At 70.8% G+C, this 26,855-nt stretch carries 21 protein-coding genes and 1 tRNA gene; 12 read left to right on the top strand and 10 right to left on the bottom strand.

From position 1 onward, the window contains the following. The first annotated feature begins 137 nt into the window (after window positions 1-137). A complete protein-coding gene (locus RM555_RS12380; protein ID WP_311411874.1) occupies window positions 138-2,264 on the top strand; it encodes a DUF4153 domain-containing protein in 2,127 nt (708 codons plus the stop codon). A gap of 112 nt (window positions 2,265-2,376) precedes the next feature. On the opposite strand, the gene RM555_RS12375 is transcribed toward RM555_RS12380, so the two are convergent. After that, window positions 2,377-3,186 carry a hypothetical protein gene (locus RM555_RS12375; RefSeq protein WP_311411873.1) on the bottom strand — a complete coding sequence of 270 codons (810 nt, stop codon included), beginning with the start codon at window positions 3,184-3,186 and terminating at the stop codon, window positions 2,377-2,379. Window positions 3,187-3,349: 163 nt separating this feature from the next. Further along, window positions 3,350-4,144 carry a class I SAM-dependent methyltransferase gene (locus RM555_RS12370; RefSeq protein ID WP_311411872.1) on the bottom strand — a complete coding sequence of 265 codons (795 nt, stop codon included), beginning with the start codon at window positions 4,142-4,144 and terminating at the stop codon, window positions 3,350-3,352. Window positions 4,145-4,308: 164 nt separating this feature from the next. Here RM555_RS12370 and RM555_RS12365 point away from each other — a divergent pair, with 164 nt between their 5' ends. The 6 genes from RM555_RS12365 to RM555_RS12340 all read left to right on the top strand — a co-directional run bounded on the left by RM555_RS12365 (window position 4,309) and on the right by RM555_RS12340 (window position 10,973). Further along, entirely contained in the window at window positions 4,309-4,614 is a 306-nt protein-coding gene (locus RM555_RS12365) for a DUF6403 family protein (RefSeq protein WP_311411871.1), read from the top strand. Further along, complete coding sequence (locus tag RM555_RS12360) at window positions 4,596-5,981, top strand: hypothetical protein (protein WP_311411870.1); 1,386 nt, start codon at window positions 4,596-4,598, stop codon at window positions 5,979-5,981. The genes RM555_RS12365 and RM555_RS12360 overlap by 19 nt, the downstream gene beginning before the upstream one ends. Beyond that, window positions 5,978-6,970, top strand: coding sequence for a hypothetical protein (locus tag RM555_RS12355; protein ID WP_311411869.1), 993 nt, complete (start codon window positions 5,978-5,980; stop codon window positions 6,968-6,970). The genes RM555_RS12360 and RM555_RS12355 overlap by 4 nt, the downstream gene beginning before the upstream one ends. A 132-nt stretch (window positions 6,971-7,102) precedes the next feature. Beyond that, the gene (locus RM555_RS12350) at window positions 7,103-7,837 is read left to right on the top strand and encodes an NUDIX hydrolase (protein ID WP_311411868.1); all 735 of its coding nucleotides are present in this window, start codon (window positions 7,103-7,105) and stop codon (window positions 7,835-7,837) included. Beyond that, window positions 7,834-8,988 carry a 5'-methylthioadenosine/S-adenosylhomocysteine nucleosidase family protein gene (locus RM555_RS12345; RefSeq protein WP_311411867.1) on the top strand — a complete coding sequence of 385 codons (1,155 nt, stop codon included), beginning with the start codon at window positions 7,834-7,836 and terminating at the stop codon, window positions 8,986-8,988. The genes RM555_RS12350 and RM555_RS12345 overlap by 4 nt, the downstream gene beginning before the upstream one ends. Then, a complete protein-coding gene (locus tag RM555_RS12340) occupies window positions 8,985-10,973 on the top strand; it encodes a hypothetical protein (RefSeq protein WP_311411866.1) in 1,989 nt (662 codons plus the stop codon). Before RM555_RS12345 ends, RM555_RS12340 begins: the two co-directional genes overlap by 4 nt. A 12-nt stretch (window positions 10,974-10,985) precedes the next feature. Here RM555_RS12340 and RM555_RS12335 read toward each other — a convergent pair whose 3' ends face one another. Continuing rightward, entirely contained in the window at window positions 10,986-11,975 is a 990-nt protein-coding gene (locus RM555_RS12335) for a GlxA family transcriptional regulator (RefSeq protein ID WP_311411865.1), read from the bottom strand. Window positions 11,976-12,179: 204 nt separating this feature from the next. On the opposite strand from RM555_RS12335, the gene RM555_RS12330 reads away from it, so the two are divergent. Next, the gene (locus tag RM555_RS12330) at window positions 12,180-12,956 is read left to right on the top strand and encodes a DJ-1/PfpI family protein (RefSeq protein WP_311411864.1); all 777 of its coding nucleotides are present in this window, start codon (window positions 12,180-12,182) and stop codon (window positions 12,954-12,956) included. A 134-nt stretch (window positions 12,957-13,090) separates the two neighbouring features. On the opposite strand, the gene RM555_RS12325 is transcribed toward RM555_RS12330, so the two are convergent. Further along, a complete protein-coding gene (locus RM555_RS12325) occupies window positions 13,091-15,181 on the bottom strand; it encodes a hypothetical protein (RefSeq protein WP_311411863.1) in 2,091 nt (696 codons plus the stop codon). A 672-nt stretch (window positions 15,182-15,853) separates the two neighbouring features. Here RM555_RS12325 and RM555_RS12320 point away from each other — a divergent pair. Together RM555_RS12320 and RM555_RS12315 are read left to right on the top strand one after the other, a co-directional pair. Then, complete coding sequence (locus RM555_RS12320; RefSeq protein WP_396888746.1) at window positions 15,854-17,875, top strand: N-6 DNA methylase; 2,022 nt, start codon at window positions 15,854-15,856, stop codon at window positions 17,873-17,875. A 162-nt stretch (window positions 17,876-18,037) separates the two neighbouring features. Then, the gene (locus tag RM555_RS12315) at window positions 18,038-18,493 is read left to right on the top strand and encodes a nucleotide triphosphate diphosphatase NUDT15 (RefSeq protein WP_311411861.1); all 456 of its coding nucleotides are present in this window, start codon (window positions 18,038-18,040) and stop codon (window positions 18,491-18,493) included. A gap of 2 nt (window positions 18,494-18,495) precedes the next feature. Here RM555_RS12315 and RM555_RS12310 read toward each other — a convergent pair whose 3' ends face one another. Genes RM555_RS12310 through RM555_RS12300 form a run of 3 tightly spaced genes read right to left on the bottom strand, consistent with a single transcriptional unit; the run spans window position 18,496 to window position 22,003 of the window. Beyond that, window positions 18,496-20,346 (bottom strand): 5'-methylthioadenosine/S-adenosylhomocysteine nucleosidase family protein, encoded by a 1,851-nt coding sequence (locus RM555_RS12310; RefSeq protein WP_311411860.1) that lies wholly within the window; start codon window positions 20,344-20,346, stop codon window positions 18,496-18,498. 4 nt (window positions 20,347-20,350) lie between these two features. Beyond that, entirely contained in the window at window positions 20,351-20,800 is a 450-nt protein-coding gene (locus RM555_RS12305) for a DUF7768 domain-containing protein (protein ID WP_311411859.1), read from the bottom strand. A gap of 18 nt (window positions 20,801-20,818) precedes the next feature. Further along, a complete protein-coding gene (locus tag RM555_RS12300; protein WP_311411858.1) occupies window positions 20,819-22,003 on the bottom strand; it encodes a hypothetical protein in 1,185 nt (394 codons plus the stop codon). A gap of 400 nt (window positions 22,004-22,403) precedes the next feature. On the opposite strand from RM555_RS12300, the gene RM555_RS12295 reads away from it, so the two are divergent. Together RM555_RS12295 and RM555_RS12290 are read left to right on the top strand one after the other, a co-directional pair. Further along, window positions 22,404-22,958 (top strand): hypothetical protein, encoded by a 555-nt coding sequence (locus RM555_RS12295; protein ID WP_311411857.1) that lies wholly within the window; start codon window positions 22,404-22,406, stop codon window positions 22,956-22,958. 253 nt (window positions 22,959-23,211) lie between these two features. Further along, entirely contained in the window at window positions 23,212-23,748 is a 537-nt protein-coding gene (locus RM555_RS12290) for a DUF4231 domain-containing protein (RefSeq protein ID WP_311411856.1), read from the top strand. A 290-nt stretch (window positions 23,749-24,038) separates the two neighbouring features. On the opposite strand, the gene RM555_RS12285 is transcribed toward RM555_RS12290, so the two are convergent. The 3 genes from RM555_RS12285 to RM555_RS12275 form a co-directional block, all read right to left on the bottom strand. Continuing rightward, window positions 24,039-24,115 (bottom strand) — tRNA-Ile (locus RM555_RS12285). A gap of 63 nt (window positions 24,116-24,178) precedes the next feature. After that, window positions 24,179-25,870, bottom strand: a complete 1,692-nt coding sequence (locus RM555_RS12280; RefSeq protein ID WP_311411855.1) for a M16 family metallopeptidase — start codon at window positions 25,868-25,870, stop codon at window positions 24,179-24,181. Then, a complete protein-coding gene (locus RM555_RS12275; protein WP_311411854.1) occupies window positions 25,867-26,820 on the bottom strand; it encodes a tetratricopeptide repeat protein in 954 nt (317 codons plus the stop codon). Before RM555_RS12275 ends, RM555_RS12280 begins: the two co-directional genes overlap by 4 nt. Window positions 26,821-26,855 lie beyond the last annotated feature (35 nt).

Genomic DNA, 26,855 nt, shown 5'->3' with positions numbered 1-26,855 from the left:
CGGAAACTCTGGTGATATGCCGAATGAGTCCGCTTCGCCTTCCCGTTCGCCACCTCGGTGCCGGCCGGTACGCGGGGCGGCGGAAACGCCGGAGTCGGCCGTACAGTGTGCCGACCGTTCTAACGAGGAGGGGTTCCGTGACCCAGCCACCACCGGTGTCGGGCCCCCCGGGGTCCGGCGAGCCGACCGGCAGCACCGACGGAGACGACCCCGGAGACGCGACGCCGCACCTGCTCGTCATACCGTCCCTCGAGGGCGCGCCGCCCCCGATGGTGTGGCCCGGGGCGGAGGGCGCACCCGCCTGGGCGATCCCCGTCAGCATCCCGCCCGGGACGCGCGGTTACGCGGTGTTCATCCCGCTGATGCCGGCCACCGCCGCCGCGGCTCCGGTCGCCGCGGGCCCGCCGGCCCCGACACCGGTCGTCCCCGCCCCCAGGCCGGCCGAGGCGACCGCCGCGCCAGCCCCGACGGCCGTCGTCGGGCCGCAGGAGAGCTTCCCGGCACGGACCGCCGCGGTGACGGCGGCGGACGCCGCGGCACCGGCTGCCGAAGCGGCGCCCACCACCGGGACGCCCGCGACCGCCGCGCCGGCCACCGCTGGAGCACCGGCCGCCCCGTCGGCGGGCACCGGCGCATCCCCTGCCCGCCCGCCGGCGACCACCGTCCAGCAGCCCGCCGCCACGCCGCTACCGGCGCCGTACCGGATCGGGGTGCCGGCCGGCGCGCCGGCGCCGTACCGCGGCTACCAGCCGGTTCCGCGCCCGCCGTCGTTCCTCGACACGCGCTGGCCCGGGCCCGCGCCCGCCCAGGACCGGGCCGTACCGCTCGCGGTCCTCGCCGGAGCGCTGGGTCTGGCGTTCTTCGTACCGCTCACCCGCACCGGCATCGGCTGGTTCCTCGGCTGGCTCGCCCTGACCGTCGCGGTGGTCCTCGCGGTCCGGCGGGCGGGCGCGGAACTGCCGCGCGCCGACCGGCTGATCCGTGCCGGCTGGGCGACGGCGTCCCTGGCACTGCTGTCGGTCCTGGCCTTCCGCAACGCCTGGTGGCTGGTGACGTTCTGCGTGCTCGGCGCGCTCGCCTGCGCGGCCCTCGCGATCGTGGGCGGCCGACTCATCCGCTCGATCCTGTTCAGCCTGGTGGCGGCGCCGTTCGCGGCGTTCCGGGGGCAGCCGTGGGTGCGTGGGCACCTGCGCGCCCCGGCGAACCCGCACCTGGCGCGTCGGGTCGTCGGGTCGACCGCGGCCACCGTGGCCGTTCTGATCGTCTTCGGCGCGCTGCTGTCCTCGGCCGACGGCGCCTTCTCCGTGATGCTCGGCGAGCTGATTCCCGAGGTCAACGGCGGCGCGGCGTTCCGCTGGATCCTCCTCGCCGCCGTGGGCGGGCTCTGCGCCGTCGCCGCCGTCTACACGCTGGCCGCGCCGCCCGACCTGTCGACGGTGGACCGGCCCGGCACGCGCCGCTTCGGCCTCGTGGAGTGGGCGCCGGTCATCAGCGCCCTGACGCTGCTCTTCGGCGGCTTCGTGGCGGTGCAGTTCACCGTCCTGTTCGGTGGGCAGCGACACGTGCTGCGCACCGCCGGCCTCAGCTACGCCGAGTACGCGCGCAGCGGGTTCTGGCAGCTCGTCGTCGTCACGATGCTGACGCTGGCCGTGCTCGGCGGGGTGGCCCGCTGGGCGCGACGGGACCGGGCCGTCGAGCGCCACCTGCTGCGGGTCCTGCTGGGCCTGCTCAGCGTGCTCAGCTTCGTCATCGTCGGGTCGGCGCTGTCCCGGATGTACACGTACCAGAAGGCGTACAGCTTCACCGGCGAGCGGCTCTTCGTGATGGCGTTCGAGCTGCTGCTCGGCACCGTGTTCCTGATGATCCTGGTGGCCGGGCTCCGCTGGCGCGGTGCCTGGATCCCCGGCACGACGGTGGCGCTCGCCGTGGTGATGCTGCTGGGCCTGGCCGTGCTCAACCCGGAGGACTACGCCGCCCGCCGCAACATCGCCCGGTACGAGCAGACGGGGAAGATCGACGCCTGGTACCTGCGGGCGCTCTCGGCCGACGCGACGCCGGCCCTGGCGGGCCTGCCCGATCCGGTGCGCCGCTGCACGCTGAGCTGGGTCGCCAAGGACCTCGACGAGTCGGACCCCTGGTACGCCTGGAACCTGGGCCGGATCCGGGCGCGCGCGGCGCTCGACCGGGCCGGGCCGGGCGCGGTCGGCGGTCCACGCGACTGCCGGGCCGCCGACCAGTTCGACCTGCCGAAGCGCCGCCGCTGACGGACCCGCCGTCCCCGGACCGGTCCGGGGACGGCGGGACTGCGGGGCCGGTTCGGGGACGGCGGGACCGCCGGGTCGGCGGGCCGGGTGCGTCCGCCCGGTGCCGGTCGGGTCACCAGGGCTCGGGGATGCCCACCGCGAGGCAGCGCCGGGTGCCGGGGACCGGCTGGTAGCAGGCGGACGCCTCCAGGTTGTTGGTCAGGTCGGAGCGGGAGAAGGACGTGCTGCCGCCGTTGACGCAGGTGCCGCCGCTGGTGGACACGCCGCCGGTGACCTTGGCCGTGGCGCAGCCGACCGTGGCGGCGGTCTTCTCCACCGTGTTCAGCGAGGAGCGCTGGTCCGTGTACTGGTGGGCGCCGTAGCCGGTCAGCCGTACGCCGGGACGGGTGACCGTGTACTGGAACGCCGTCGACGTGTAGTACGACCAGCTGGCGCCCGTACCCACGGTGCGCAGCTCCGGGTCGGCGGACGAACCGGGTACGAACATGGCGAAGCCCTTGTCGTGGGTGGTGGTGCCCGCGACCATCCGGTAGACGATCACCAGCAGCCCCTGGCTGTAGCTGGCGGTGGAGTAGGTCAGGTAACTGCCGCTGCCGCAGGTGGTCCGGTCGGCGACGTAGCCGACGCCGTTGGCGTAGAGCATCACCCTGGCGCAGCGGCCGTCGTCGGCGGTGTCCTCGATCGTGCCGACCGTGGTGCTGGTGCCTGAGTTGTCGGTGGCGTAGCCGGTCAGCCGGACGCCGGGCAGCGTGCCGGCGTACTGGTAGGCGGTGGGATGGTAGTAGCTCCACGAGGCCGACCAGCCGCTACCGGAGGGCAGCGCGAGCGCCGGCGAGGCGGGCAGCAGTGCGGCGACCAGCGCGGCGGCCAGGGCCGCGAACAGCGTCATCCGGGTCGACCGCCATCGGAAACGGGCCTTCATCGGTCCTCCGATCTCCACGACGGGCGGGACACCCGGCGTCACGGATCAGGTTGACCGAGGACGTCGGCGGCGGGTACCGCTGGGTCTCGAAGCGGACAGCCGGACGGCAGCACCTGGCTGCGCACCTCCGACCGCGAAGGCCCGGCGGGCACCTGCGGGGTGTTCAGGCCGGCGCCGCGCCCCGGACGGCCCAGGCCCGGGCGGTGAGCCGGATCGAGCCGTCCGGCGCCACGGGCAGGCGGGCCGCGAGCAGGTCGCGCAGGCGGGTGCGCTGCGGCGCCGTCAGGGAGGCGACGTACGAGGGGGCGGGGCCCTGCCCGCCCAGGAACGGCGTCCAGTAGTCGTCGACGTCCGCGAACACCATGGGCACGTCGACGGGCCGGAGCGCCACCGCCGTCAGGCCCGCGTCGGTCCACAGCCCGCGCAGGGAGTCCGGGTCGCACACCGCGAACCGGCGGCCCTCGTCCCGCTCGGCCACAGCCGGGTCGAGCAGGGCGGCGGCGTCCCAGAAGTGACGCAGCAGCGCCATGCCGCCGGCGTAGTCCCAGACGTAGGCGGCGGCCACCCCGCCGGGGCGGACGACCCGGGCGAACTCGGCGACGGCGCGCGCCGGCTCGGGCACGAAGTTGACCGCGAGGCCGCTGACGACGACGTCGACGCAGCGGTCGGGCAGCGGCAGCGCCCGGGCGTCGCCGACCTGGAAGGCCGCCCGTTCGTCGCGGACGGCCGCGCGGGCGTACGCGACGAAGCCCGGCGAGCTGTCGACGCCCGAGACGTGCCTCGGGTCCCCCAGTGCCAGCACGGTCGACGTGAGCGCGCCCGTGCCGCAGCCCACGTCGAGCCAGCGGCGGCCCGGTGGCACGGCCAGCCAACGCAGGAACTCCCGCGCGACGGGGCGGCTCCACCGGCCCACGTACGCCTCGTAGGCCCTGCCGTCCGCCCAGACCGGGTGCGTCATGCGGAGACGATACGACGCCCCGGCGTGCCGGGCCGACCGCAGGCCAGGGCCGGTGGGGCTGGTTCGCACCGATTCGCCTCGATGAGCCAGACTCGGTCGTACCCCTGCCTGCCCCGACGGCTCCCGAGCGCACCCCCGTACCCCTCGCCCGATGGTTGGAGCGCATGTCCCACACCCTCCTCGCCTGGTTGGTCGGCGGCGTCCTGCTCGTGGGCGCGGGCTTCGCGACGACCCTGCTGCCCCGGTGGCGGGCGCGGGGGCGGCAGCGCCGAACCGCCTGGTCCGCCGCCCGCGCGGCCATCGACAGCGCGGCCGTCAGCCGGGACGCGGCGGCGACCCGGGTGCCGCGGGCCGAGCAGCTGCTGACCCGCGCCGAGTCGATCGCCGCCGGGCGCGGCGGGGCGTCCGCCGCCCGGGAGGCGGCGCAACACGCGAGGGAGGCCGACCGGCTGTGGCGCACGCACCAGTGACACCCCGCAGGCGATACCGGTACGAGCTGCTGCGCTGGTCGCTGCTCGGCGTCGCCGTGCTCGTCCTGGTGGTCTTCCTGCTCGCCCAGCGGCAGAGCGTCGACGTCAGCTACGGCCGGTCGCCAGCCGCCCCGGCGAAGATCGACGAAGGCTCGGCGGGTGAGCTGAGCGACGCGAGCGTGCCCTCGGTGGACGAGATGACCGCGCTGGTGGCCGCCGACCCCGTGGTGCGGCTCCCCGGCGCGACCGCGCGCTGGAACGAGCAGCGGGTCCGCGAGGCCGCCGGCGCCGAACCCGTCCGCATCCTGGTCGCGCCGCCCGGGCTCGACGAGGACGAACGCGAACGGGTGCGGGACGTGAAGAACGCGACCGTCCGGGTGATCGGCACCGAGGTCAGCGGCGGCATCTACCAGGCCGTACCCGACACCCTGCCCGGCTGGCGCGCCCAGTTCGCCACCGCCGACGTGACAGGCATGCTGGTGGCGTTGATCGCCGCGCTGCGGGACGCGCCCGACCCGCCCGAGCACGACGAGCTGCGGTGGCGTGACCCGACCGACCGGGAACTGGCCGCCGTCGCCGCCGACCTGCGGGCCACCGGCCTGCACCTCGCGGCCGGGGCCACGCTGACCGGCGTCCCCGACAAGGCCGCGCGCAACGCCTTCCCGGACGGCGCCCGGTACGTGGCGCTGCCCGCGCAGCCGTTCGGCGAGCCGGTGCCCCGGTACGGTCCGGCGCTGGCCGAGCTGTTCCCGGGCACGCCGATCGTCGTGATGTACGGCCTCTGGATCGAGTACCACGGCCCGGCGGCCGACGACTTCGCGGAGCTGGCCGGGGCGAGTTTCTACGGCCAGTTCGGCGGCCGGCTGAGCCGGTACGACTACCCCCAGGGCAACATCCTGACGGCGTACCTGAACCGGGTCACCGACCTGCGCTACTCGGGGCTGTTCGACCGCCCGCTGCCGTACCAGCCGATCGACCCGCTGCGGGTGGCGCTGCCCGCCCTGCCGTGGCTCTTCGCGGGCTGCGTGGCGACGTTCCTGATCCTCTCGGTCCGGTCGCTGCGCCGGTCGGAGGCCCTGGTGGTCCGGCGGGGCGATCCCGGGCGGGGTGGCACGCCCGCCCGGTTGGCCGGTCTCACCTCGCTCGCCGTCGAGATGTCCCTGCTCACCGACGCCCGCAGCGATCCGGCGCTGACCCGGGGCATCGTCAAGCTCCAGGCCGCCCGCGCCGCGCTCGACGAGGGGCTGCCGGACCGCCACGTGCGGACGTTGCTGGACGAGGCGGCCGACGAGCTGGACGACGGCGCCCGGACGTTGGGCATCGCCAGCTACCGCCCGCACCTCTACCTCCGGGGCAGGTTGTCGTGAGCCAGTCCGTACGACGTCGGCTCGCCGACCTGTTCGGCACGCCCTTCGGCGTCGCCGTCCTGGCCTGCCTGGCGCTGGCCGGCTGGGCGTTGTGGAGCGGCGGGGCGCTGGACGGCCCGGTCGCCCGCCACGTGCGCGCCTCCTCCGTGTACGTCGCGCCGGGCGTCGAGCTGGACCGCGCGGCGGCCGAACGGATCATCGGCAACCGCCGGCTGGTCGTGCTGATGCTGGCACCGGGCGCCGACCTCAGGCAGGGCTGCCGCCAGGTCGAGCGCGCCGCTGACGGGACCGTCGTGCTGGTGATGAGCCGCGACGGCGACGAGTACGACACCTATGGGTGCGCGCTGCTGCCCGGGCGCGACGACGGGAACTTCGGCCGGGCCTTCGTGGCGGAGATGGCCGTCAGCCGGGGCGTCGACGCCTTCGCCGACCGCCCCCTGGAGGCGCTGAAGGTCGTCACCGTCAACTACGACCTGCTGGTGAAGGCCGGCACCGTTCCCGACGGCGCGCGGACGATCAGCCCGTCGCTGCCCCGCTTCCTGCTCGCCGCCGCGGCGATCGTGGCCGTCGTCGCCGGGGCGACGGTGCTCTACGTCGGTGGCCGCCGCGCGGGCCGGCTCGCGGACGCCCGTCGCCGCCGCCGCGACGACAACGCCGACGCCCGCAGCGCGCTCAGCGCCGTCGCCGCCGTGCTCGCCCAGCAGATCATCGACCTCGACCGGTGGTACGCCATGGCGGAGCGCCAGGCCTACGTCGATGGCGCCAAGGAGACGTTCGGCAGGAAGTACCTGGCGCTGACGTCGGACTACGCCGCGCTGCTCGAACACGTGACGGCCGTGGACGCGGACGACGAGGACGCCGTACGCCGACTCGTCGAACGCGTCGACGCGTTGAGCGGCCGCGCGGCGGCGCTCACCGGGTCGGCGACCGGGCACGGGGCACGTCCGAAGGCCGCCCGAAGCGGCAGCGCACCGCCCTCCGGCGGCTGACCAACGGGTCGGCACCGGGACATGGCAGGGGCGCGGGGTTCCCTGCCCCTGCCGTCGCGCGTCGGATCCTGCTGAAAGCCGACACCTGGCCGGACTTCCTGTCAGAGTGACAGCAAGTCTATGGTGGGATCCATGTCGGACGATCGCTGGGTTCCGCCCACCGTCCTCCTCGCGGTGGACCTCGTCATCCTCACCATGCGCGAGTCCCGGCTCCAGGTGCTGCTCGTGCAGCGCGGCGTGGAGCCGTACCGGGGCGACCTGGCCCTTCCCGGCGGCTTCCTGAACCACGTGGAGGAGGACCTGCCGGCGGCGGCCCACCGGGAACTGGCCGAGGAGGCCGGCCTGTCGGCGGACCAGTTGCACCTCGAACAGTTGGGCGTCTACGGCACGCCGGGGCGCGACCCCCGGGGCCGCGTCGTCTCCGTGGCCTACCTGGCCATCGCGCCCCGGTTGCCCGAGCCGACCGCCGGCACCGACGCCTCCGACGCGTGCTGGACCTCCACCGACCGGGCCCTGTCGGCCGAGGCCCGGCTCGCCTTCGACCACCGCCGGATCGTCGCGGACGGCGTCGAGCGCGCCCGCGCCAAGCTGGAGTACTCGGCGCTGGCGACCGCGTTCTGCGGTCCGACGTTCACCATCTCCGAGTTGCAGGACGTCTACGAGGCGGTCTGGGGCGTCAGCCTCGATCCCCGGAACTTCTACCGCAAGGTCCAAAGCGTCGACGGCTTCATCGTGCCCGCCGGCACGACGAGGAGGACGGACACCGGACGGCCCGCACGGCTGTTCCGGCCAGGCCCGCGCGAGGCGCTGCATCCCCCCATGACCCGACCGACGGGTCCGGCAGACAAGGAGACGGCGAAGGCATGAACAGCAGTCTCGTCGTGATTCTCACGGCCCTGAACCTGGAGTACGACGCGGTCCGGAGCAGGCTGACCGACCTGCGGGTGCACCGGCATCCCGCCGGCACCCGCTTCGAGGTCGGCCGGCTCGGTGGCAACGGCTGCCGGGTGGCGCTGGGCCTGGTGGGCAAGGGCAACCACCCCGCGGCGGTGCTGGCCGAGCGCGCCATGGCCGAGTTCTCCCCCGCCGCGGTGATCTTCGTCGGCGTCGCCGGGGCCCTCTGGCCGAGCATCCGGCTGGGGGACGTGGTGGTGGCGTCCCAGGTCTACGCCTACCACGGCGGCACGAGCGAGGACGACGGCCTCAAGGCCCGGCCGAAGGCATGGGAGATCCCGCACAGCGCGGGCCAGATCGCGCAACACCTGGCGCGCGGCGGCGAGTGGTTCCGGGGCCGGCCCGGGGACGCCGCGCCCCGGGTCCACTTCGCTCCGATCGCGGCGGGCGAGATCGTGCAGGATTCGGCGGTCTCCGACCAGGCCCGGTGGGTGCGGCAGCACTACAACGACGCCGTGGCCATCGAGATGGAGGCCGCCGGCGTCGCACAGGCCGGTCACCTCAACCGTGCGCTGCCCGTGGTCGTGGTGCGGGGCATCAGCGACCGGGCCGACGGCACCAAGACGGCCACGGACGGAGAGAACTGGCAGCCACGGGCGGTGGCCCACGCGGCCGCGTTCGCGACGGCACTGGCGCAGGAACTGGTCGCCGACGGGGCGGCCGGCCAACGGGAGACGGCGCAGAGGGACAGGCAGGCGCAGATGGGCATGACCAACAGGAACGTCGCCAGCGGCAACGCCCGGGTGGGCGTCCAGGCCGGGCAGATCCACGGCAACGTGACCGTGGGCCGGGAGCCGGAGCCGCCGGCCGACCTGGCGACGGCCATCGGCGACCTTCGCGGCCTGCTCCGACAGGCCCACCAGGACGGCCAGTTGGACGAGGCCACCTACGCGGCGGCGGAGACGGAGCTGGACACGGCCGGTGACTGCCTCAAGGACGAGACACCGCAGGGCCGCAGCGCCCTGGTGGTGTCGCTGCGGAGGATGCGCGGCCTGGTGGCCGACGTGACCGAGCTGGCCGCCAGGCTGGCCGCGATCATAGCCGTGGCGAAGGGGTTGTCGTGACGACGCCGACCACGACGAACGTCGCGCAGGGCGACGCCCACGTCGGGGTCCAGGCCCAGGCGATCCACGGCGACGTCTACTACCAACTGCCCCCGGACGCCTCGCCGAAGGAGAGGTTCCGTATCGGCGTAAAGTACCTCGACGCCCGGATGCCGGGCAGGGCCCGCGAGCTCATCGAGGAGGCCGTCGCGCGCGGGTACGAGACCGACGAGGTGCGCTTCCACTGGCTGCTCGCCCTACTGAGCGGACGCAGCCTGCGACAACTGGGCAACGAGGACCTCACCACGCTCTCCGCCATCTGCGGGCGCATCACCCGGGTGCACGGCCGGGGCGAGTGGACGGCCGGCCTGCGGTCGGTCCTGCGGCTGCTCAACTCGCTGAACACCGCCGACACCGAGCTGATCGTGAAGGAACTCGACGAGCTCGGGCCGCGCCAACGCGACAAGATCCTCGACCACCTCGGGGTGCTGCTCGAAGGCCCGGTCGAGGACCAGCTGTGGCACCGCTCGGTCGAGCGGGCCAGAGCCGGACAGAAGGCCGGCGACAGGAAGAACCGGATCCGGCTGTTCTTCCACCCCTCCCCCGCGCCGCCGAGGGTCCGTCCCATCCAGCCGGCCGCGACACCGGTGGGCGAATGGTCGCGTGCCCTCGCCGCCACGGTGGCCTTCGCCCTCGCCGCGGGCAACATCGCGCGGCTGCTGCTGCACCGCGACGAGCTGCCGCCGATGCTCGCCTACCTCGTGTCCGCGGCGGGAGTCGCCGCCTTCGTGGTCGGTGGGGCGGACCGGCACTTCCGGCGGGAGCGGCTGCGGTTGAAGGAGGCGGAGTTCACCCCGCCGACGCAGCGGCGGGCGAAGCCGCCGGCCGGCGGCTTCGCCCGCAAGGTGGACCGGCTCTTCGACACCTACTTCGGGCGCTACGTGCCCAGGGACACGGGCCGCTCCCACTGGCTGGTCCAGACCGCGGGGATCCGGAGACACCTGCGGGACGAACTCGTCGAGATCTACCGCGAGCAGCGGGTCGACGCAGGCGAGATCGCCTGGCTGGTCCGTCATCTGGTCGGCGACGTACGACAGCGGTGGGAGAACGACACCCTGTCGGCCTACCGGACCGGGCTTCGCACCCCGTGGCGAAGCACGGCCCTGTACGTGGTCGGGCTGGCCGCCGTCGTCGCCGGGGCCCTCTGGGTGGCGCCCGCCGCCGCGCTGACAGCGCCGCTGACCGGTACGGCGTCGGTGCTGCTCGCCGTGGGGTCCGCCGTGATCGGGGCGCGGGCGTGGTTCCGCATCGTCGCCGAGCGGCGACGCGTACCGGCCGACGAGGCGGAACGGGCGCAGCAGTTGGCGGAGCGCGAGGCAGCGTACGAACGCTGGCAGAAGAAGCTGTCCCGCAAGCCGTCCGACGCGGAGATGGCCTCCTGGCTGGAATCCGACCGCAAGATCCTCGTCGACGAGGCGATGCGGCACTACCGGCTCCGGCCCAGTCAGGTAATCGCGCACGCCTTCATCGAGGCGCCCGCCGGGTCGTACAAGCGGGCCCGGGTGCCCCGGGGGCCGTGGCGCTACTCGAGGTACCGGCTGCTGCTCTTCCTGTTGACCGCCGACGGGGTGCGCCAGGTGAACATCGACCTCGACTTCGAGGAGAGTGTGGCCCGCGGGACCCAACGGCTCAACTACCGCTTCGACACCGTCGCCGCCGTACGCATCGACGGCGTGGCGACCCAACAGCAGACGTTCGAGCTGACCCTCGTCAACGGCGATCCGATCCGCGTCCGGGTGACCGAGTCGAGCACCGACGGAATCCAGCCGGGCGAGGATCCGGGGGTGCTGTCCCGGGTCGCGCTGGACGCGTCGGGCCTGCTCCACACCCTCAACGTCCTGGAGGGGATCGCGGCCGAGGGGAAGCAGTGGATCAGGCACCAGCACCGACGGGCCGACGAACGGCTCTCGGAGGTCACGGCCACCGTCACCGGCCTGATCGGCTGACACCGGCGCCGCTCACGGCGGTGCCGACCGTACGGCGGCACCGGGTTTGTCCTGGCCGCGGAAGCGACGGCGGTGCTCGGCCGGGGTGACGCCGGCGACCCGCAGGAAGGCACGGCGCATCGTCTCGGCCGAGCCGAAGCCGCAGGCGCGGGCGACGGACGCGACGCCGGCGTTCCCCGTCTCGAGCAGCGCGCGTGCCGCGTGCACCCGCATCCGTTCGACGTACCGGGCCGGAGTGGTGCCGATGCCGCGACGGAACAGCCGGGTCAGGTGGCGCTCGCTGACCGCGGCGCGGGCGGCCATCGCGGCGAGGCTGTGATCGGCCGACGGTTCCGCCACGACCGCGTCGAGCACCCGGCGCAGGACCGGTTCACGCGGCGCGGGCCCGGCACCCGGGGCGTCGAACTGTGCCTGGCCACCGGGCCGCTCGAGGAACACGACCAGATGCTTGGCGACGGTCCGCGCCCGGTCGACGCCGAGGTCCTCAGCCACGAGGGCGAGCGCGAGGTCGATGCCCGCGGTCACCCCGGCCGAGGTGGCGACCGGACCGTCGCGGACACAGATGGCGTCGGGTTGCACCACCACGCGCGGAAACCGTGCCGCCAGCTCGGCACAGGCCGCCCAGTGGGTGGTGGCCCGCCGCCCCTCCAGCAGGCCCGCCTCGGCCAGCACCAGCGCCCCGGTGCAGACCGAGGCGACCCGCCGGGCCGCCAGGCCGATCCGCCGCACCTGCTCGACGACGGCGACGGGTGGGCGGTGGCCGGCCTTCGTGCCGTAGCCCGCGACCATCAACGTGTCGACGGGGGTACGGACCTCCGGCAGCGCCAGGTCGACCCCCAAGGGCACGCCGACGTCGGTGCGCACCGGTCTCCCGTCGGGCGACGCGAGCCGCGTCCGGTAGCCGCCGGAGCCGCTCAGGACCTGGACCGGCCCCGCCACGTCCAGGAGGACCGCGCCGTCCCACACCGCAAGGACGATCTCGTGCCCGTTCTCTGCCGTCACACTCTGTAGGTCCGCCGTAACGGCCGGCTGGTTCCCACGGGCGGCACCTTCGGCACGTACGGAGCGGGATGCGGCAACGGCCCCGCCGATACGGACCGGGGTCCCTCGCATCCGGACCTGCCTCGCGGCCCGCGGAACCAGGGCGGCGGGGTGACCGACCACCGGGACATGCGGAAGCTCAGCTCGACCGACAGGAGGCGATCGATGTTCAGCATGGACGTGGACCGGCGGACGGTGTTGCGGGCGGCGGTGGCCGGCGGGGCCGGCGTCGGCCTGGCCGCCACCGGCCTCGGCGACTCGGCCCGGGCGGGTCAGCCCACCGACCCGGACGGGCCCGCCCGGGGACCCCGCATCGCGATCCTGCTCTTCGACGGGATCGCCCCGATAGACGCGATCGGCCCGTACGAGGTGCTGTCCCGGATCCCGGGCGCTTCCGTGGTGACCGTCGGCAAGCGGACCGGCCCGGTCCGGACGGACAACGGCGTGCTCACCCTCGGGGTGGACCGCACGCTCAGCCAGGTACGCCGGGCCGACGTGCTGCTGGTGCCCGGAGGGAACGTCCACGGCGTCCAGACCGACCCCGACACGATCCGCTGGATCCAACGCATCCACCGGCACACGACGTGGACCGTCTCGGTCTGCACCGGCTCCCTGGTCCTGGGCACGGCCGGCCTGCTGCGCGGACTGCGGGCGACGACGTACTGGAGCCTGCGGGACCAGCTCGCCCAGTACGGCGCGACGTTCGTCCCGGGCCGCTACGTCGAGGCGGGCCGGATCATGACCGCCGCCGGCATGTCCGCCGGGATCGACATGTCCCTGCACCTCGCCGCGAGGATCGCCGGCGAACGGGTCGCGCAGGCGCTCCAACTGGTCGTCGAATACGACCCCGACCCGCCGTTCGACACGGGCAGCCCCGAGAAGGCCGGCCCGGAACTGGTGCGCCTGGCGCTGGAACTGCTGGGGCAGCCCGCACCCCGCTGACGGCAGCGCGAGCGCGACCCGTACCCGTCGGCCCAGGGCGTCGATCGCGCCGCCCTGGGTCGTAACGGTGCCCGGGGGCACGACGTCCCGGCAGAGGACGGGGCCGCGAGGCCGCCTTGAACGTCACGAAACTCTCACTCCAGCACGATGTCGAATTCCTGGGCCACTTCCGAGACGATTTCGGCGACATCCTTGAGGAAGCGGTTCTGGTCCGGCGATGCACTGACGGTCGGCACCGGCGCACCCTTGCCGTAGACATCGGAGGCGATGATGCGGGCGCGGACGAACGTGGATCCCGTGCCACTCTGACTGTAGGCCGCCTGCCAGCCGGGCTGGACTTCGTCCTGCATCCTGCGCCGGGTCAGATCCATCAGCTTCTTCGTGACGGCATTTGAGACGTCGTCGATGACTCTTTGCTTCTCGTCGTCGCTCGGCTCGCCCCCATCCCAGCGCACTGGCCGCTGCAACATGAGATACACCTGTCGCTGAAGTTCGAAGCGGAGATCGGCGACCGGCCTGAGGTTGTCGTACTCGTCCACCCACCCTTCCGCCAGACGGCGGCTCAACGCCTTGATGCGGGTCCAGTGCTCCTTCGGCGCGTCCGGGTTCACCTCGAGCCCGAGCAGCCCCTGCCACCGGAGGTGAAAATTCTTCGCGGCCTCGGTCACCGCGAGAGAGAGATTCATCCGGTCGTAGACAGGACGGCTGGGGCCGGCTTCGACGGCATGCTCCGGGTGGGCCAGGACATCAAGCAGCCGTTGGAGTTCCTGGATCGATCGTCCACCCATCTTCTTCTTCGCACTGAGTGGCTCGTGGATCCCGCCGACGAAGAATCGCGCACTGTCGAGGCGGCGACGCAGGACACGCTCGGCGGCCGGGCCGAGTTCGTCGCCGATCGCCTTGAGCACGTTCTCCACGGAAGCCAGGACGTGCTCCTCCCGGGCGGAAAAAGTCGGCAGGTTGTCGCCCTTGACCTGGTCGAAGTGGGTGAAGAGGAAGTGCAGCTTCATGGCGTTGCCCGCGACGGCGATGCCCTTCAGCGCTGCTACCGGGGCCGCCTGCATCGGCTGCGCCGCGTTGTCGACCAGAAGCACGGCGTCGACCTTCTCAAGCTGCACGGCGACCCGGGTGGATAGGGTGGCAACTGACTTCGGGGTGTGGCCGAGACCCTCACCATCCACCAGGACGAGCTTGGCTGGCTGCGCGGCCCACTCCGGGACGAACGGACCGCTGACACGGATTCCATTGACGAGGGGCGTCAGCAGGCGACCGAACAGCGGCGCGTAGTTGCTGGAGAATCTGGTGACGTTCTTGATGAACGCCGCCCTGTCGTCGGTGCTCCACGACCAGCTGACCGGCCAGCCCTGTCGATTTCGCCGTAGGAGGCCGACCTCCAGCGTCGAGAAGCGCTTCTCGATCTCGTCGATGAGGGAATCCACGACGCCGTGGAACTCCTCGGACTGCCGCAACTCGGTATCGAGGTTCTCCTCGATGTATTCGGCGACGACCCGTTCGTCTTCCTCGCTGGAACCGAACTCGTCACGGATCGCACTGGCATACCTCTCAACGATCGCCCGGACCGAACGCACCGCCTTCTGGATCACCTGCTGGGTGAACTCGATGTCGACCTGGCCGTACTCGGCCGGGTCGACATCCTCGCCGTCGTCGACGTCGTCGTCCACGAGGTCGTCGGCGGTCGGCACGGTGGCGCGGCCCAACACGTAGCTGAACCGGAACCGCTGGTTGACGTGATCGAGGAGCTGCCGGACGACCTCGGCGTCGCCCTTGCCGTTGAAGGCGGTCAGCGCGGCGGCTGACACGTTGTCGCTGAGGTAATCGATCACTTCGTCGCGAGGCGTGAACGTCACGGCGGCGCGGTACGTCCGGTCCGTGCTGGTAATCAGCTCTGTATCGGCGACGGTCGTCTTCGCCGTCGACGTGGACGGGAAGCGCTCGGTCTCCGGATCGGTGCCGAGGAGCTGCCGCACCACCGTCGTCTTGCCAGCCCCGGTCGTACCGAGCATCATCACGGTCTCGTAGCCGTCCGCTGCGGTGGGAAGCGGAAGAAGCTCTTCGCGTACGCCTGCGAAGTCGAGCTGCACAGGCTCCAAGTCCTCGTAGAAGATGTCCACGATCCGGGCGTCGAATCGCGCTTCGGCGCTCACCCGAGCGGTCAGCTCCCAAAGATCCGGCGTCCGCAGGATCTCGTTGAGCTGCTCGACCATCCGGCCAGCCTCGGCATCATCGGCCGTCCCGAGTCCCCGACGAACCCGGCGGCCGGGCTTACCCGTACCTACATCGATCCTGCCCGGGTGCCGAAAGATGACCGACCAGCTCTCCCGACTCTGGTTACGGCTCCTGGTGGCGGTGTGGAGAGGCTGCACGGCGATGGACACGAAGGGTCCTCCTGGAGGGGATGGCAGGCCCGAGTGGTCGAACGCGGGCAGGGGGAATCAGCGACGGCCGCGCAGATCGGCCCGTCTCGACGAAGCGACCCTAGCACACTTCTCACTGAAAGCACTGTCAAACGGCACTAGCGCAATCGGGGTCGTGTAGGGTGGTCGGCGAGAAGCAGCACAACCGACAGGACGTCCATGCCGCAGCCCGCTCGGGTGACCGCCGCCGAGATCTCCCGACTGGCTGGCGTCACACGCGCAACCGTGAGCAACTGGCGTAGGCGTCACCCCGACTTTCCCATCCCGTCGGGCGGGACGGAGTCAAGCCCTGCGTACGACCTGGACGCCGTCCGGGCCTGGCTCTCCGCGCGTGGGCAACTGCCTGCCAGTTCACCCGCCGATGACCTGCGTACGGCCCTCCGGACCAGTGCGACCGACCTCGCCCACCGAAGCAGACTGCTACCGCTCGTCGTCGCGACGAGTCGCATTGCCGACATCGAGGTGGAGAAAGCCGTCCGGCTTCCCGATGACCAGCTGTCCGCATGGGCCCAGAAGACAAGCCGGTCGTACGCCGACCACATCCCCGGCGCGGGTGGCCTCACCTATCAACCCGCAGAGGCCGAGCTGCTTGGCGCGCTGCTGCGCTGCTGCGTCGAGGAGGGCGCGACGCAGACGCTGGAGGTCCTCGCCGAGGGCGAAGTCAACGACGGCAAGGCCAGTGGCCTCTACCGGACACCCGCGACCGTCGCCGATCTCATGGCAGAGCTTCTCGCCGCCCCGGGCGAGCCGTACCCGAACCGGGTCTTCGATCCCGCGTGCGGGGTCGGCGGCCTACTCCTGGCCGCCGCCTCGCACGGGGCGCGCGAGCTGTACGGCCAGGACCTGGTGCCGGCGGTGGCAGCGCAGGCCGCCGCCCGCCTCGCCGTCCAGGCCGACGGGACGGCCGCGCAGGTCATGGCCGGTGACAGCATGCGCGAGGACGCATTCCCGGCACTGCTCGCCGACGCGGTGCTCTGCGCCCCGCCCTACGGCCACCGGGACTGGGGCCACGAGGATCTGGCGTACGACCCGCGGTGGATGTTCGGGCTGCCGCCGAAGGGCGAGTCGGAACTGGCGTGGTTACAGCACTGCCTCGCGCACCTGGCCCGGGGTGGCCAGGCTGTCCTGCTCATGCCTCCCGGCGCCGCCTTCCGGCCGTCAGGGCGGCGGATCAGGGCCGAGATGATCCGCAGCGGAGCGCTGCGAGCCGTGATCGCGCTACCCCCCGGGACGGCCCCACCGCTGCACATCGGACTCCAGCTGTGGCGGCTCGAACGACCACACCCCCAGGCGACGCTGCCGTCGACCGTCCTGATGGTCGACACCGTCGGCGGCGGAACAGCTGGGGCCGATGACGTGCCGGGTAGAAGGTCGGACTGGCCCGCGATCCGCAGCGCGGCGCTCGACGCTTGGCGCGACTTCGACAGGCGTCCCGACAGCTACGATCCGGTGCCAGGCGTGGCGCGGGCCGTTCCGGTCGTCGATCTGCTCGACGAGGCGGTCGACCTCAGCCCTGCCCGCCACGTACTCGCCGCGCCGGTGCCTGCGAACCCCGACGAACTCGCCGAGATGGCGTACGAGTTGAAGAGCCGCCTGCGGCTGGCGGCCACCGGGCTGGTGGCCCTCAGCGGCGGGCAGACCTGGCCTCCCGCCGGCGCCGATGCGCGGTCCTGGCGGACCGCCAGCGTCGCCGACCTGCTGCGGGGCGGGGCCCTCACCCTGCTGCGCGCGCCGGCGGCGATCCGCAGCAGCTCAAGTCCCGCCCTGAAGGACTCCGAGGCGCCCCGGACACTCACCGCCCGCGACGTGGTGTCCCGCAGGCCGGCCTCGGGGGCCGCCGAAAAGAGCCGCTCGGACGAGGACGTCACCATCGAGGCGGGAGACGTCATCCTTCCCGAGCTGCTGCACGAGGGTGTGAGCACCGCCCGCGTCGCCGACACCCGCGACGCCGGTCAGCTCCTCGGCCGACACCTCCACCTGCTGCGTCCCGACCCGACCCGCCTGGATCCGTGGTTCCTGGCCGGCTTCCTGGCCGCGGAGGACAATCTCAGCGCAGCATCATCCGGCACCACCGTGGTCCGGGTCGACCCCAGACGCCTGCGGATTCCCCTGCTGCCGCTCGCCGAACAGCAGCGGTACGGCAGGGCGTTCCACCAGCTCCACGCGCTCCGCGTGGCGGCGGACATCGCCAACCGCCTCGCCGACGAGACCGCCCGCACCCTGGCCGCCGGCCTCACCGGCGGTGCACTGCTCCCGCTCACGCACGTCAGCGCCGCCGAGGGTGAAGTTTCCGCCGAGGCCTTGGAGCTTCGCCGCAACATCGGCATGCTGCTGCTCGCCGAAGGCAACGTGGCACAGGCGGTGGCCGAGCTGGTGCCGCTGCACGAGGACCTCTTGCTGCTCTACGGGCCGGACCACGATGAGACCCAGGAGATCGCCGACGTCCTCACCCGGCTTCGCCGCGCCGGTGGTGCGACGAGTTAGGCGCCTCCAGCGCGACTCCACAGGCTCAAGGCGGGCACATGACGGCGGCGGGGATCGCCCGTACGAGAGCGTCGAAGGGTTTCGCACCGTGAGACCGGGGAGAGGTCAGGTACATTACGTACCGCCAACTACCGGGCAATGATCGGAAGGATTCTCGGGTCAATGGACATGCAACCGCCCAGAATTGGAATAGGCGTCTTCGTAATACGGGACGGCCGCTTCCTGATGGGTCTCCGGAAAGGAGCGCACGGTCAGGGCACCTGGTCGCTGCCGGGGGGGCATCTCGAACACGGGGAGAGCTTCGACGAAGCCGCACAAAGAGAGGTGCGGGAAGAAACAGGCGTCGAAATCCACAATACCCGCTTCGGGGCGATCACCAACGACCTGTTCGAGGAGAGACTGCATTATGTGACCATCTGGATGGTCAGCGACTTCCACCGCGGAGTGGCGACGGTGCGTGAACCCGACAAGTTCACCGACCTGCGCTGGGTCGGCACCGACCAGCTTCCTGGCCCGCTGTTTCATCCGTGGAAGCAACTATTGGGGCAGACAGATCTGGACTCGCTGCTGCGCGATTGCCTGCCGGCTCCTCGGGGGGCGACCCTTTCAGCCAGGTGAACCTAGCCTGTCAGACCTCCCTGGCGAAGCGTGTGGCACAGAAACTGCGCGGCGTTCCGAGCCGCAGTCTCCTGCCTCTCCGCCTTTCGGAACCCCTTGGCTCCATCCGCCCAGTCGCAGATCGCCTTCACCAGGATCCAGTCGATCTTGCGCCGATGCGCGGCTGCGTAGAGACCCGATCCCTCCATCTCACCGCCCTCCACTTCTCCCCCGGCCAGTTTCATCAAAGCATCACGAAACGCCCGGTTGTCGACGAGCTTGTCGCCGGACACCACGAGACCGAAGTGCACCGCGCACCCGTGCCATGTCACAGCGGCAGCCCTGCAGCGGTCGAGGAGCCGAGGCGAAGGGCTCACACGATCACCCCGAGGAACGACACTCGTGCGGTTACCGTTCGTGCCAACTCGCTGCAGGTCGTAGGCCAGGAGTTGGCGCGCCACGAGCACATCCCCGATCTCCTGGTGTTCAGGGTCGATGCCGAAGGCGATCCCGACCATCACCACCGCTCCGGGGTTCAGGGCCGCGATCGCGTCGGTCACGGTGAGTATCGAACCCGACGGGCCGCCGCTGCCCATCTCCGTCTGCACGAGCCGTACCCGGGCACCGGCGACCTGGCCGAGGTCCCAGTACGACTTGTCCCCCACGTGGTGCAGTGCTGGCGTTGCATTCCAGTCAGCAGAAGCCGCATCGAAGACGGCGCGGCTCTCCACCAGGGTCGCCGTGACGATCAGGACGTCGGTGCGTTCGTTCAGATACAACGCTCTTCCCTGCTCCACAGCCTGGGCGAGCCGGTGACTCCGGCCCAGCCTTGCAATCATTGCCTCAGCAGTCATTTCGGCCGCATGGATCCGGTCTGCTACCGGGCCGCCACGGTTCCAGCCGTGTTCGGCACCGGAACCGACCACAAGTTGATCGATCATCGTCCGCGCATGGTTACGTACGACGAACTGCGTCACCTTGCCGGAGTCCGCCGCGAGAACCGAGGTGACCGCGTGGATGAGGACTCGGAAGAGCCGCACCAGGCGACCGTGTGAACCCTCACCCCGGATCTGCAGCAAGCCGTCCCACTCGTCTTCGTTGGTCTGCCACGGCGCAGACAGCAGGTAGCCGAGGCCGACCATGTCCAGCCAGCTCCCGAGCAGGGCGACGTCCCCCATCGGGAAGTTCCGCGACAGCAGGGCGTCATAGAACGCGAGCCCGGGAATCCCGGTAGCGATGTCCCCGTCTCCGAACTGGAGGTAGTGGCCCGCGTAGCCGAGGGATATCTTTCTCCGGATGGCCCACTCTGCGGGCTGGTTCTCCTCTTTGGCCCGGACAAACGGTGAGAAGTAACTGTAGGTCAACGCCTGGACGTCCCGGGTGCCAAGGGCACTGAACGTCAGCCTTCGCGCCAAGGTTTCGTCCGAGCTTGCCCCGGATCGCCCGCCAGTTGCCGACCACGCGCCCAGGTATTCCTCCAGATAGTCGGTCGTGTCGTCAGGCTTGTAGACGATCGGCGTGATGAGCCGCAGCCTGTCGACGCCGTCGGTGAAGTAGAGGGGGTACCTGGCGGCATCGTGCTGGTAGAGACGTTGCCGGGATCTGATGAACTCGTCCACGGTCGCGTTGTAGGACACCGGCTGGAGGGTGCCTGACTGCACCAGTTGGGAGAGCAGGATTCGCGACCCCTCGCCGAGGGCGGTGTTCTCCCAGAGGAGCGAGATACCGCAGTACAGCGATGCGGCGGAGCCCAGAACCAGTCTCTTGAGCACGCCCTCGAGAAGGGCCCCGGTGATCTGGAAGTTGGCGGACTGCGACAACTCTCGGTCGAGAAAGTGAAGGTAGATCGGCCTGAAACCTCCGGCGAACGGCACCGGGTCAGACGGCGACCGCACCGGAGCTTCGCCCCCCAGACGTGCGTGTGAGCACTGCGGAGAGCTGCGACACCGGCATGCCGGTCTCCGCCAGCACCTCGTCCTCGAAACGCACCTCGCCCGGCTGGATCTCTTTGATTTCGGCGACCCGCGTGGAAATCGAGAAGTACCTCACCGGCTTACCGAGTTTGTGCGCCAGCTCAATTTCGGCGTACACGCCGTTCGCTATGTCGCCGAACACCCACGTCTCGTCCGTGATAGCGACAAGGTTATTGTTTCCGCGCCGGACGAGGTCCCGGTCCACCCGGTCACCGAGGAAGTAGTCGAATACGCGAAACGGGTTGAGCGGGACCGCATTGTTCCGAAGCACGAACTCGGAAATAACGTCCCGACAGTAGAAGGTCAACTTCGAATGCGCCGTGTAGACCGCCAAGATCCGCTCTGTGATATCCAACCTGCATCTCCAGACCTCTCAGCGCGCCCGAAGGTGCGTCAATGCCCGAAGCCCGACATAATATCCGCTAACGAGGGCCGCAGTCAAGCCACGAAAGATTCCGCTGGAGTCGCCGGCGAACCAGATCGGAGCACCGCCGGCGGCCCGGAGATCATCGCCAAGGCGAATATATGAACCCACTCCCTCGATGCAGGGCCCATGGACGACTGCGTCCTGCAAGCGGCGTGACCCGAAGTCATGGACCAACTGCCGCAAGCCGGAAATCAACGCGTCCGCACCCCTGTCCCCGTACAGTGCGTCCAGGCCGCCACCGTTAGCGGCGGACCCGGGGCGGACGACGTCGGCCAGTGGAATCTGCATCACCCGCTTGGCGCCCCGGACATTCGCCGTCACCGCGTGCCACACGTCGTTCCCGAGATCCGGAGATGTGATCCGGAGGTTGAATCCGACGTTCGACAGTCCCGTCGGCGGGCAGTCCGCCCGACCCGACAGCGTCCGCCAGTCATCAAAGTCGGTAACGACGACTTTCCCGTCCCGGCAGCAGCAGAACGTACGCCAGCCGATACCGGCAAACTCGCTCGAGCAGAGGTACTTCGAGTCCACGGCAGGGTCTGAACGCAAGAAGAACGTCTCGGACGGCTGCTCGATCCGGATGCCGATCTCAACCCGTCGGTATATTGTGCTCAGCCCTTTCACCCCCATCCTGCACGACAGGGGACCAAAACGACCGGCAGCGTAGATGACAGCCTTGGACTGGATGACTGCGTCGCCGGACCCGGTGCGCACGGTGACGTCCAGGCCGTCCAGCCCGTTCGTGGTGATGCTGGTTGCCGCACCACGGATCGCGCGGCCCGAGAGACGAGTAGCGAGTTCACGCGTCAAGGCGTATCGGGCGCCAAGTGACAGATAGCCGGACTCGTAGCGTTTGGCACTAAAATGGGCCGCTTCGCTCTCGATCACGGGAGGTGCCTCCTGCGGGAAGGCCGGTGCGCGCAGCCCTCCCTCCCGCAGGATCGCGCAGATCGCTGCGTAGGACTGCCTGAGCTCGACTGCAGGGCGCACACTCCACAACGCGCTCGCCGACGGGTGGAACGAGAACTTGCCGTCGGAGAACAGTCCCGCTCCACCCACGCCCTTTGCCCGGTGTTCCGGTACTGCGGCATCCCGCTCGTCGAGATCAGGGCCTGACTCGATCACCAGCACCTCGAGACCGGTTCCCTCCAACGAAGCCAGCGCGCCCAACCCCGCAGGGCCGGCACCGACAACGACGACATCACAACGGATCGGGGATACTTTGTGTCGATCCACTTTCGCCCCCCAGTTCACGGTATCGATGGCATCAGCGCGGGAGGTGTGAGTAATAGCGGGAGGCACCTCAGGAATTGGCGTCGATACACGCGATGTTGGCACAGGCGGACTCCGCCTCACAACCAGGGAGATTCGCACTGTAGCGCGTCTTTGCGCATACCGTCACATTTAGACAATTACGCCTCACTGAATGAATCAGTATCAACGATCAGGATCGATGCCGGTTATTTGAGGGCCTTGCCTCGATGATTTACCATCAACGACGGGCGACACGCACGCACCTCAGGGAGGAAGAATGCCCGGACGCGAGGTCACGGTTGCAGACTTGCTGCTGCTCGAATATCAGCACCTGAAGGACGAGCAGAAGAACCGGGTTACTTTCCGAGACAATCTCGTCTACGCCACGCTCGCCTCGATGGCCGCAGTGGTCGCCGCCACGCTAAGTTCGAAGAATCACGCCGATCTTTTGTTACTCCTTCCGCCGGTATCGGTGCTGCTGGGTTGGACCTACCTGGTGAACGACGAGAAAATCTCGGCGATCGGTTCGTACATCCGGGAAGACCTGGCACCTCGCCTGGCGCACCTCACCGGCGGAGGCGAACCTGTCTTCCGGTGGGAGTTCACTCACCGGTCCGATCACCGGCGGCGCAGCCGGAAATGGCTGCAGTTGGTTGTCGACGTGTCGACTTTCTGCGCCCCGCCGCTGGCCGCGGTTGCGATCTTCTTGACGTACGGTTCACGAGAGACCGTGCTCATCGCCACGTCCGTCGTCGAGATCGCCGCAGTAGGCGTCCTCGCTGCGCAGATCATCTCTTACGCCGATCTCCGTAGGCTCGCACCCGGCCAGTAGGTGAAGAGCAGCCTGTGCCCGGGGAACCCGCCGCAGCGGCACAGCGGCCCGCACACCATTTGAGGGATCATGAGATCAGGATGTGCGACCCGGCGAGCAGGGCGAATGAAGTCCTACCAGCGGAGACACCTCGCGACGTCACACATCATTCCCCCGCCGTCCCGCGACCTCTTGCGGACTAGATGCGGACTCACGCCCGCCGCGCTGGCGCATGGCCTTGACGACCGTTGGCGCACCGGCTCTACTAATCGCCGTGGTGGATAGCGCCCAGGTCCCTCCGCCCGAGGACGTCCCCGGGCAGGGGTCAAGCCCCGGGCTCTCGGCGAAGGAATACCTCACCGAGCGACTTGCCCAGTACCAGTCCTGGTACGACAAGAAGGCGGTGAAGGCAAAGGCTACCCACCTTCGAACCCGCACCGCTGCCGTAGTCGGGGGTTCCCTGGTTCCGGTCCTCGTCAACCTCGACTTCCCCTACGCCCAGGCGGTGACCACCGTCGTGAGTCTGATCGTGGCCGGGGCGGTGTCGTTGGAGAGTGTGTTCCGCTATCGGGAGCAGTGGAAGAATTACCGGTCGACGGAGCAGACTCTGGGGCACGAGAGGATCTACTTCCTCACACGGACCGGCGTGTACACCGATCTGGACGACGCCGCAGCCTTCACAGCCCTGGTCGAGCGCGTGGAGGCGACGATCGCCAATGAGAATGCCGCGACTCTGAGCGTCATGACCCAGGTTGGCTTCGCTGGCGAAGACGGGCAGGCGGCGATCGAACGGCAACGCAGTAGGCAGTAGCCCTACAGGCGCCGGGGTGGCCGGGGTCGAACCTCTGGCCTTGGGGATCAGAAATGATTGCGGATGGCTGGTCAGGTGGTTGCTCCCCTGGGCGAGCCCGTCCGTTGCTGTCGGCCAATGCCGGGGTGAGCGGATGAGCTCGGCTGCACCGATGGCTGTACGGCCAACCCCTCTACAACCAGGCTGTGTGGATTGACCGGATCGTCAAAGCGACCGGATGGCGCCAGGAACCCGAGGGTCGACGCGGTCCGCCCGGGTCGTCGTCAGCATGGCTGCGCAGGGCGTTTGCGTGGTGGGGCGGGCGGGACTCGAACCCGCGACCGAGGGATTATGAGTCCCCTGCTCTAACCGGCTGAGCTACCGCCCCATTACCGCGCCGGATCTTATCCCGCCCGGTGGATCACCGGCCAGCACGAAACGGCGCCGTCGCTCATCGGCGTCGCCGGCGTAGCAGCACGATGGGCAACGCGAGGATAACAGTGAGCAGCCATCCCACCGCGATGACGCCCCACAGCCAGCCCTCGTCGCTCTCGGCCGTCTCGGTGATGAACATGCCGAGGGTCAGCAGGAAGGTCCCCCCGCCGATGGCCAGCGCGGCGAGGCCGCTGACGACCATCAGCGGGATCTCCCACCAGGAGCGCTTCACCGGCTCCCGCCGTTCGGTGCCGGCAGCGGCCCGTGGCTGTGGGATGCGGTCCGGGTCGCGGGCCGGCATGACCACCTGCCGGTCGGTCGGCACCTGGGAGTCGATCACCCGGATCGCCCCGGGGTGCAGGTCGAACATGGTCGGTTCGATCCGCATCGAGATGGCGTCGTCGCCGATGAGCTGCCGGGCGCCGTCGGGCCAGGCCAGCATGAGGGCGCATTCGGCGTACCGCACGGTGAGCGGGCCGCCCCGGCCGAGCCAGCTCACCCCGTCCACGCCGACGTGCAGCTCGCCGTCGCCCTCCTTCTCCCGGTAGGGGGTGCCGGCGACCGTGTCGGCCGAGCGGGTGGGCGCTGCGACGAAGCCGGCCCAGTCGGCCCGGTGCCCCTCGGGCACCATCAGCAGCGCCCCGGCCAGCGCCTCGCGGGCCACCTCGTGCACGTCGTCCGTGCTGACGTCCTTCAGCTCGGCGCGGTGCTCGTCGACCGTGAGGTTGCGCTCCCCGGTGAGCACGTTGAAGGCGTACGACGGCAGCCGCGCCGCGTCCACCTCGGCGGTGCCGAGGAAGTCCTGCCGCTTCGCCACGACGGCGTCGAGGTCGGCCTGTTCGATCCGGCCGACCCGGAGCTTGGCGAGCGTGTCGACGAAGCCGCCGAGTACCGCGTCCTGCTTCTCCGGCAGCGCGTCGGCCAGCGCCCGCAGCGTCGCGTGGCCGTCGCCGCGCGGCTCGTAGCCCGCCGTCGTCTGGTAGGAGAGCCCGCCGTCCTGGCGTAGCGCCCGGTACAGCTCGCGCTCCAGCACCCCGGCGAAGACGCTCGCGGCGGTCCGGCGCCGCACGACGGCGTCCAGCACCACCGCCCGCGACCCGCCGACGAAGTACGCGGGGGTCTGCGGCAGCGCCGACGACGCCGCCGGCACCGGCTGCCGTACGCCCTGGGGCAGCGTCAGGCGCAGCCCGGCGGGGACGGCCTTCCCGGCGATCCAGAGCACCGCGTTCTCCCGGGTGAACCAGCGGGCCGCCCACTGCCGCAGGGCGTCGGCGGTGAGCGCGCCCAGCCCCCACTCCGGGTAGCTGGTGATGCCGAAGTCGCGGGCGCCGTGACGCCACAGCGGGATGTCGTCGACGGCGGCCGTGCCCCGGCTGCTGTACTCGGTGCGCAGGATCTCCTTCTCCACGTCGAGGCGGCCGGTCGGCAGCTCGGTCAGGTTGGCGCAGACCGAGGTGAGGAAGGTGGCGATGTCCTGCGCGGAGCCCTGCATGTGGAACGTGGTGAACACCGGCGCGGTGGCGCCGTTGACGTGGTAGTCGGCCAGCCCGAGGGGGGCCAGCGCGAGGTGTTCCAGCAGGTGGGTGATGCCGCTGTGGGCGAGCGTCTCGTCGGCCGTGCCGACCCGGAAGGTCAGCCCGGCGCGCATCGGCCCGCCGGTGGGGGCGAGCAGCGTGGGCACCCCGTCCACGTCCAGTTCCTGGATCATGACCGCCCACCCTTCGCGTACGCCTTGTCGCGGAACCGCTGGAACTGCCTGGTCGCGTCGCCGTCGATGTAGCCGAACATCGCCTCGTCACCGAGCGGCCCCATGGCCGCGAACTGCTGTGCCGCCGCCGGGTACTCGTCCATCAGGCAGAAGGCCATCGCGAAGACGCTGCGCACCCAGACCCAGCCCCAGTCGTTGCGGAACCCGGGGTGCCAGACCGACTGCTGCGCCGCCTGGTGGATCTCGCGCTGCACGTGCGCGCCGCGCAGGTGGGCGCCCGCCTCGCGGAGGTCGTCGTGGTCGAGCGCCTCCTCCAGGTGGGCCTCGACCACCAGCACCGCGTTCGGGGCGCCGGGCGGGGCGGCGTCGGCGCACTCCCGGGCGAAGCCGTGTGCCCGCTCCCAGGTGCCACTCCACTTGGGACAGAACTGTTGCAGCAGCGAGGCCTGGGCCGGCAGGTGGTGCGGGTGGTGCTTGGCGAGCTGGTCGTAGCGGCGGCGGGCCTCCGCCTGGCCGAGCTCCAGCCCGCGCGCGTTGGTGATCCGCTGCGTCCAGGCCGCCGCGTCGTCCGGGTGCCGGGCGGTGACGTCGATCAGCACCTGCTCGGCGCGCCGCAGGTGGGCGTGGAACTGGGCGAACTGCTCCCGGCTGACGTGCTGGGCGCGGTAGGACGAGCGGATCCGCCAGCCGGCGCGGATCAGGTGCGACCCCAGCAGGGCGCCGGCGAGCGCGTCGTCGGGCCGCTGCGCCAGCACCTCACGCAGGAACTCCTCGATGTCCTCGGCCTCGCCGGCCTCGCCGACGAGGAAGGTCCGGCCCTGCGGGTCCTGCCCGTCGACGAGCGCGCTCAGGGCCGGCCAGTCGCGCGCCGCGAGGGCCGCGCGCACCTGACCGACCTGGGGGTACGCCGCCGCGACGTCGAGGTCGGGCGGCGGAAGGGGTGCGGGCATGGCGAGGAGCATAAGTGATCTTCAACGGGGCGTGA

Origin of the sequence: Micromonospora reichwaldensis, assembly GCF_031845925.1 — a bacterium.
GTDB lineage: Bacteria > Actinomycetota > Actinomycetes > Mycobacteriales > Micromonosporaceae > Micromonospora > Micromonospora reichwaldensis.
The sequence above is the reverse complement of the archived record's forward strand: the minus strand, read 5'-3'. Positions and strand labels throughout refer to the sequence as shown.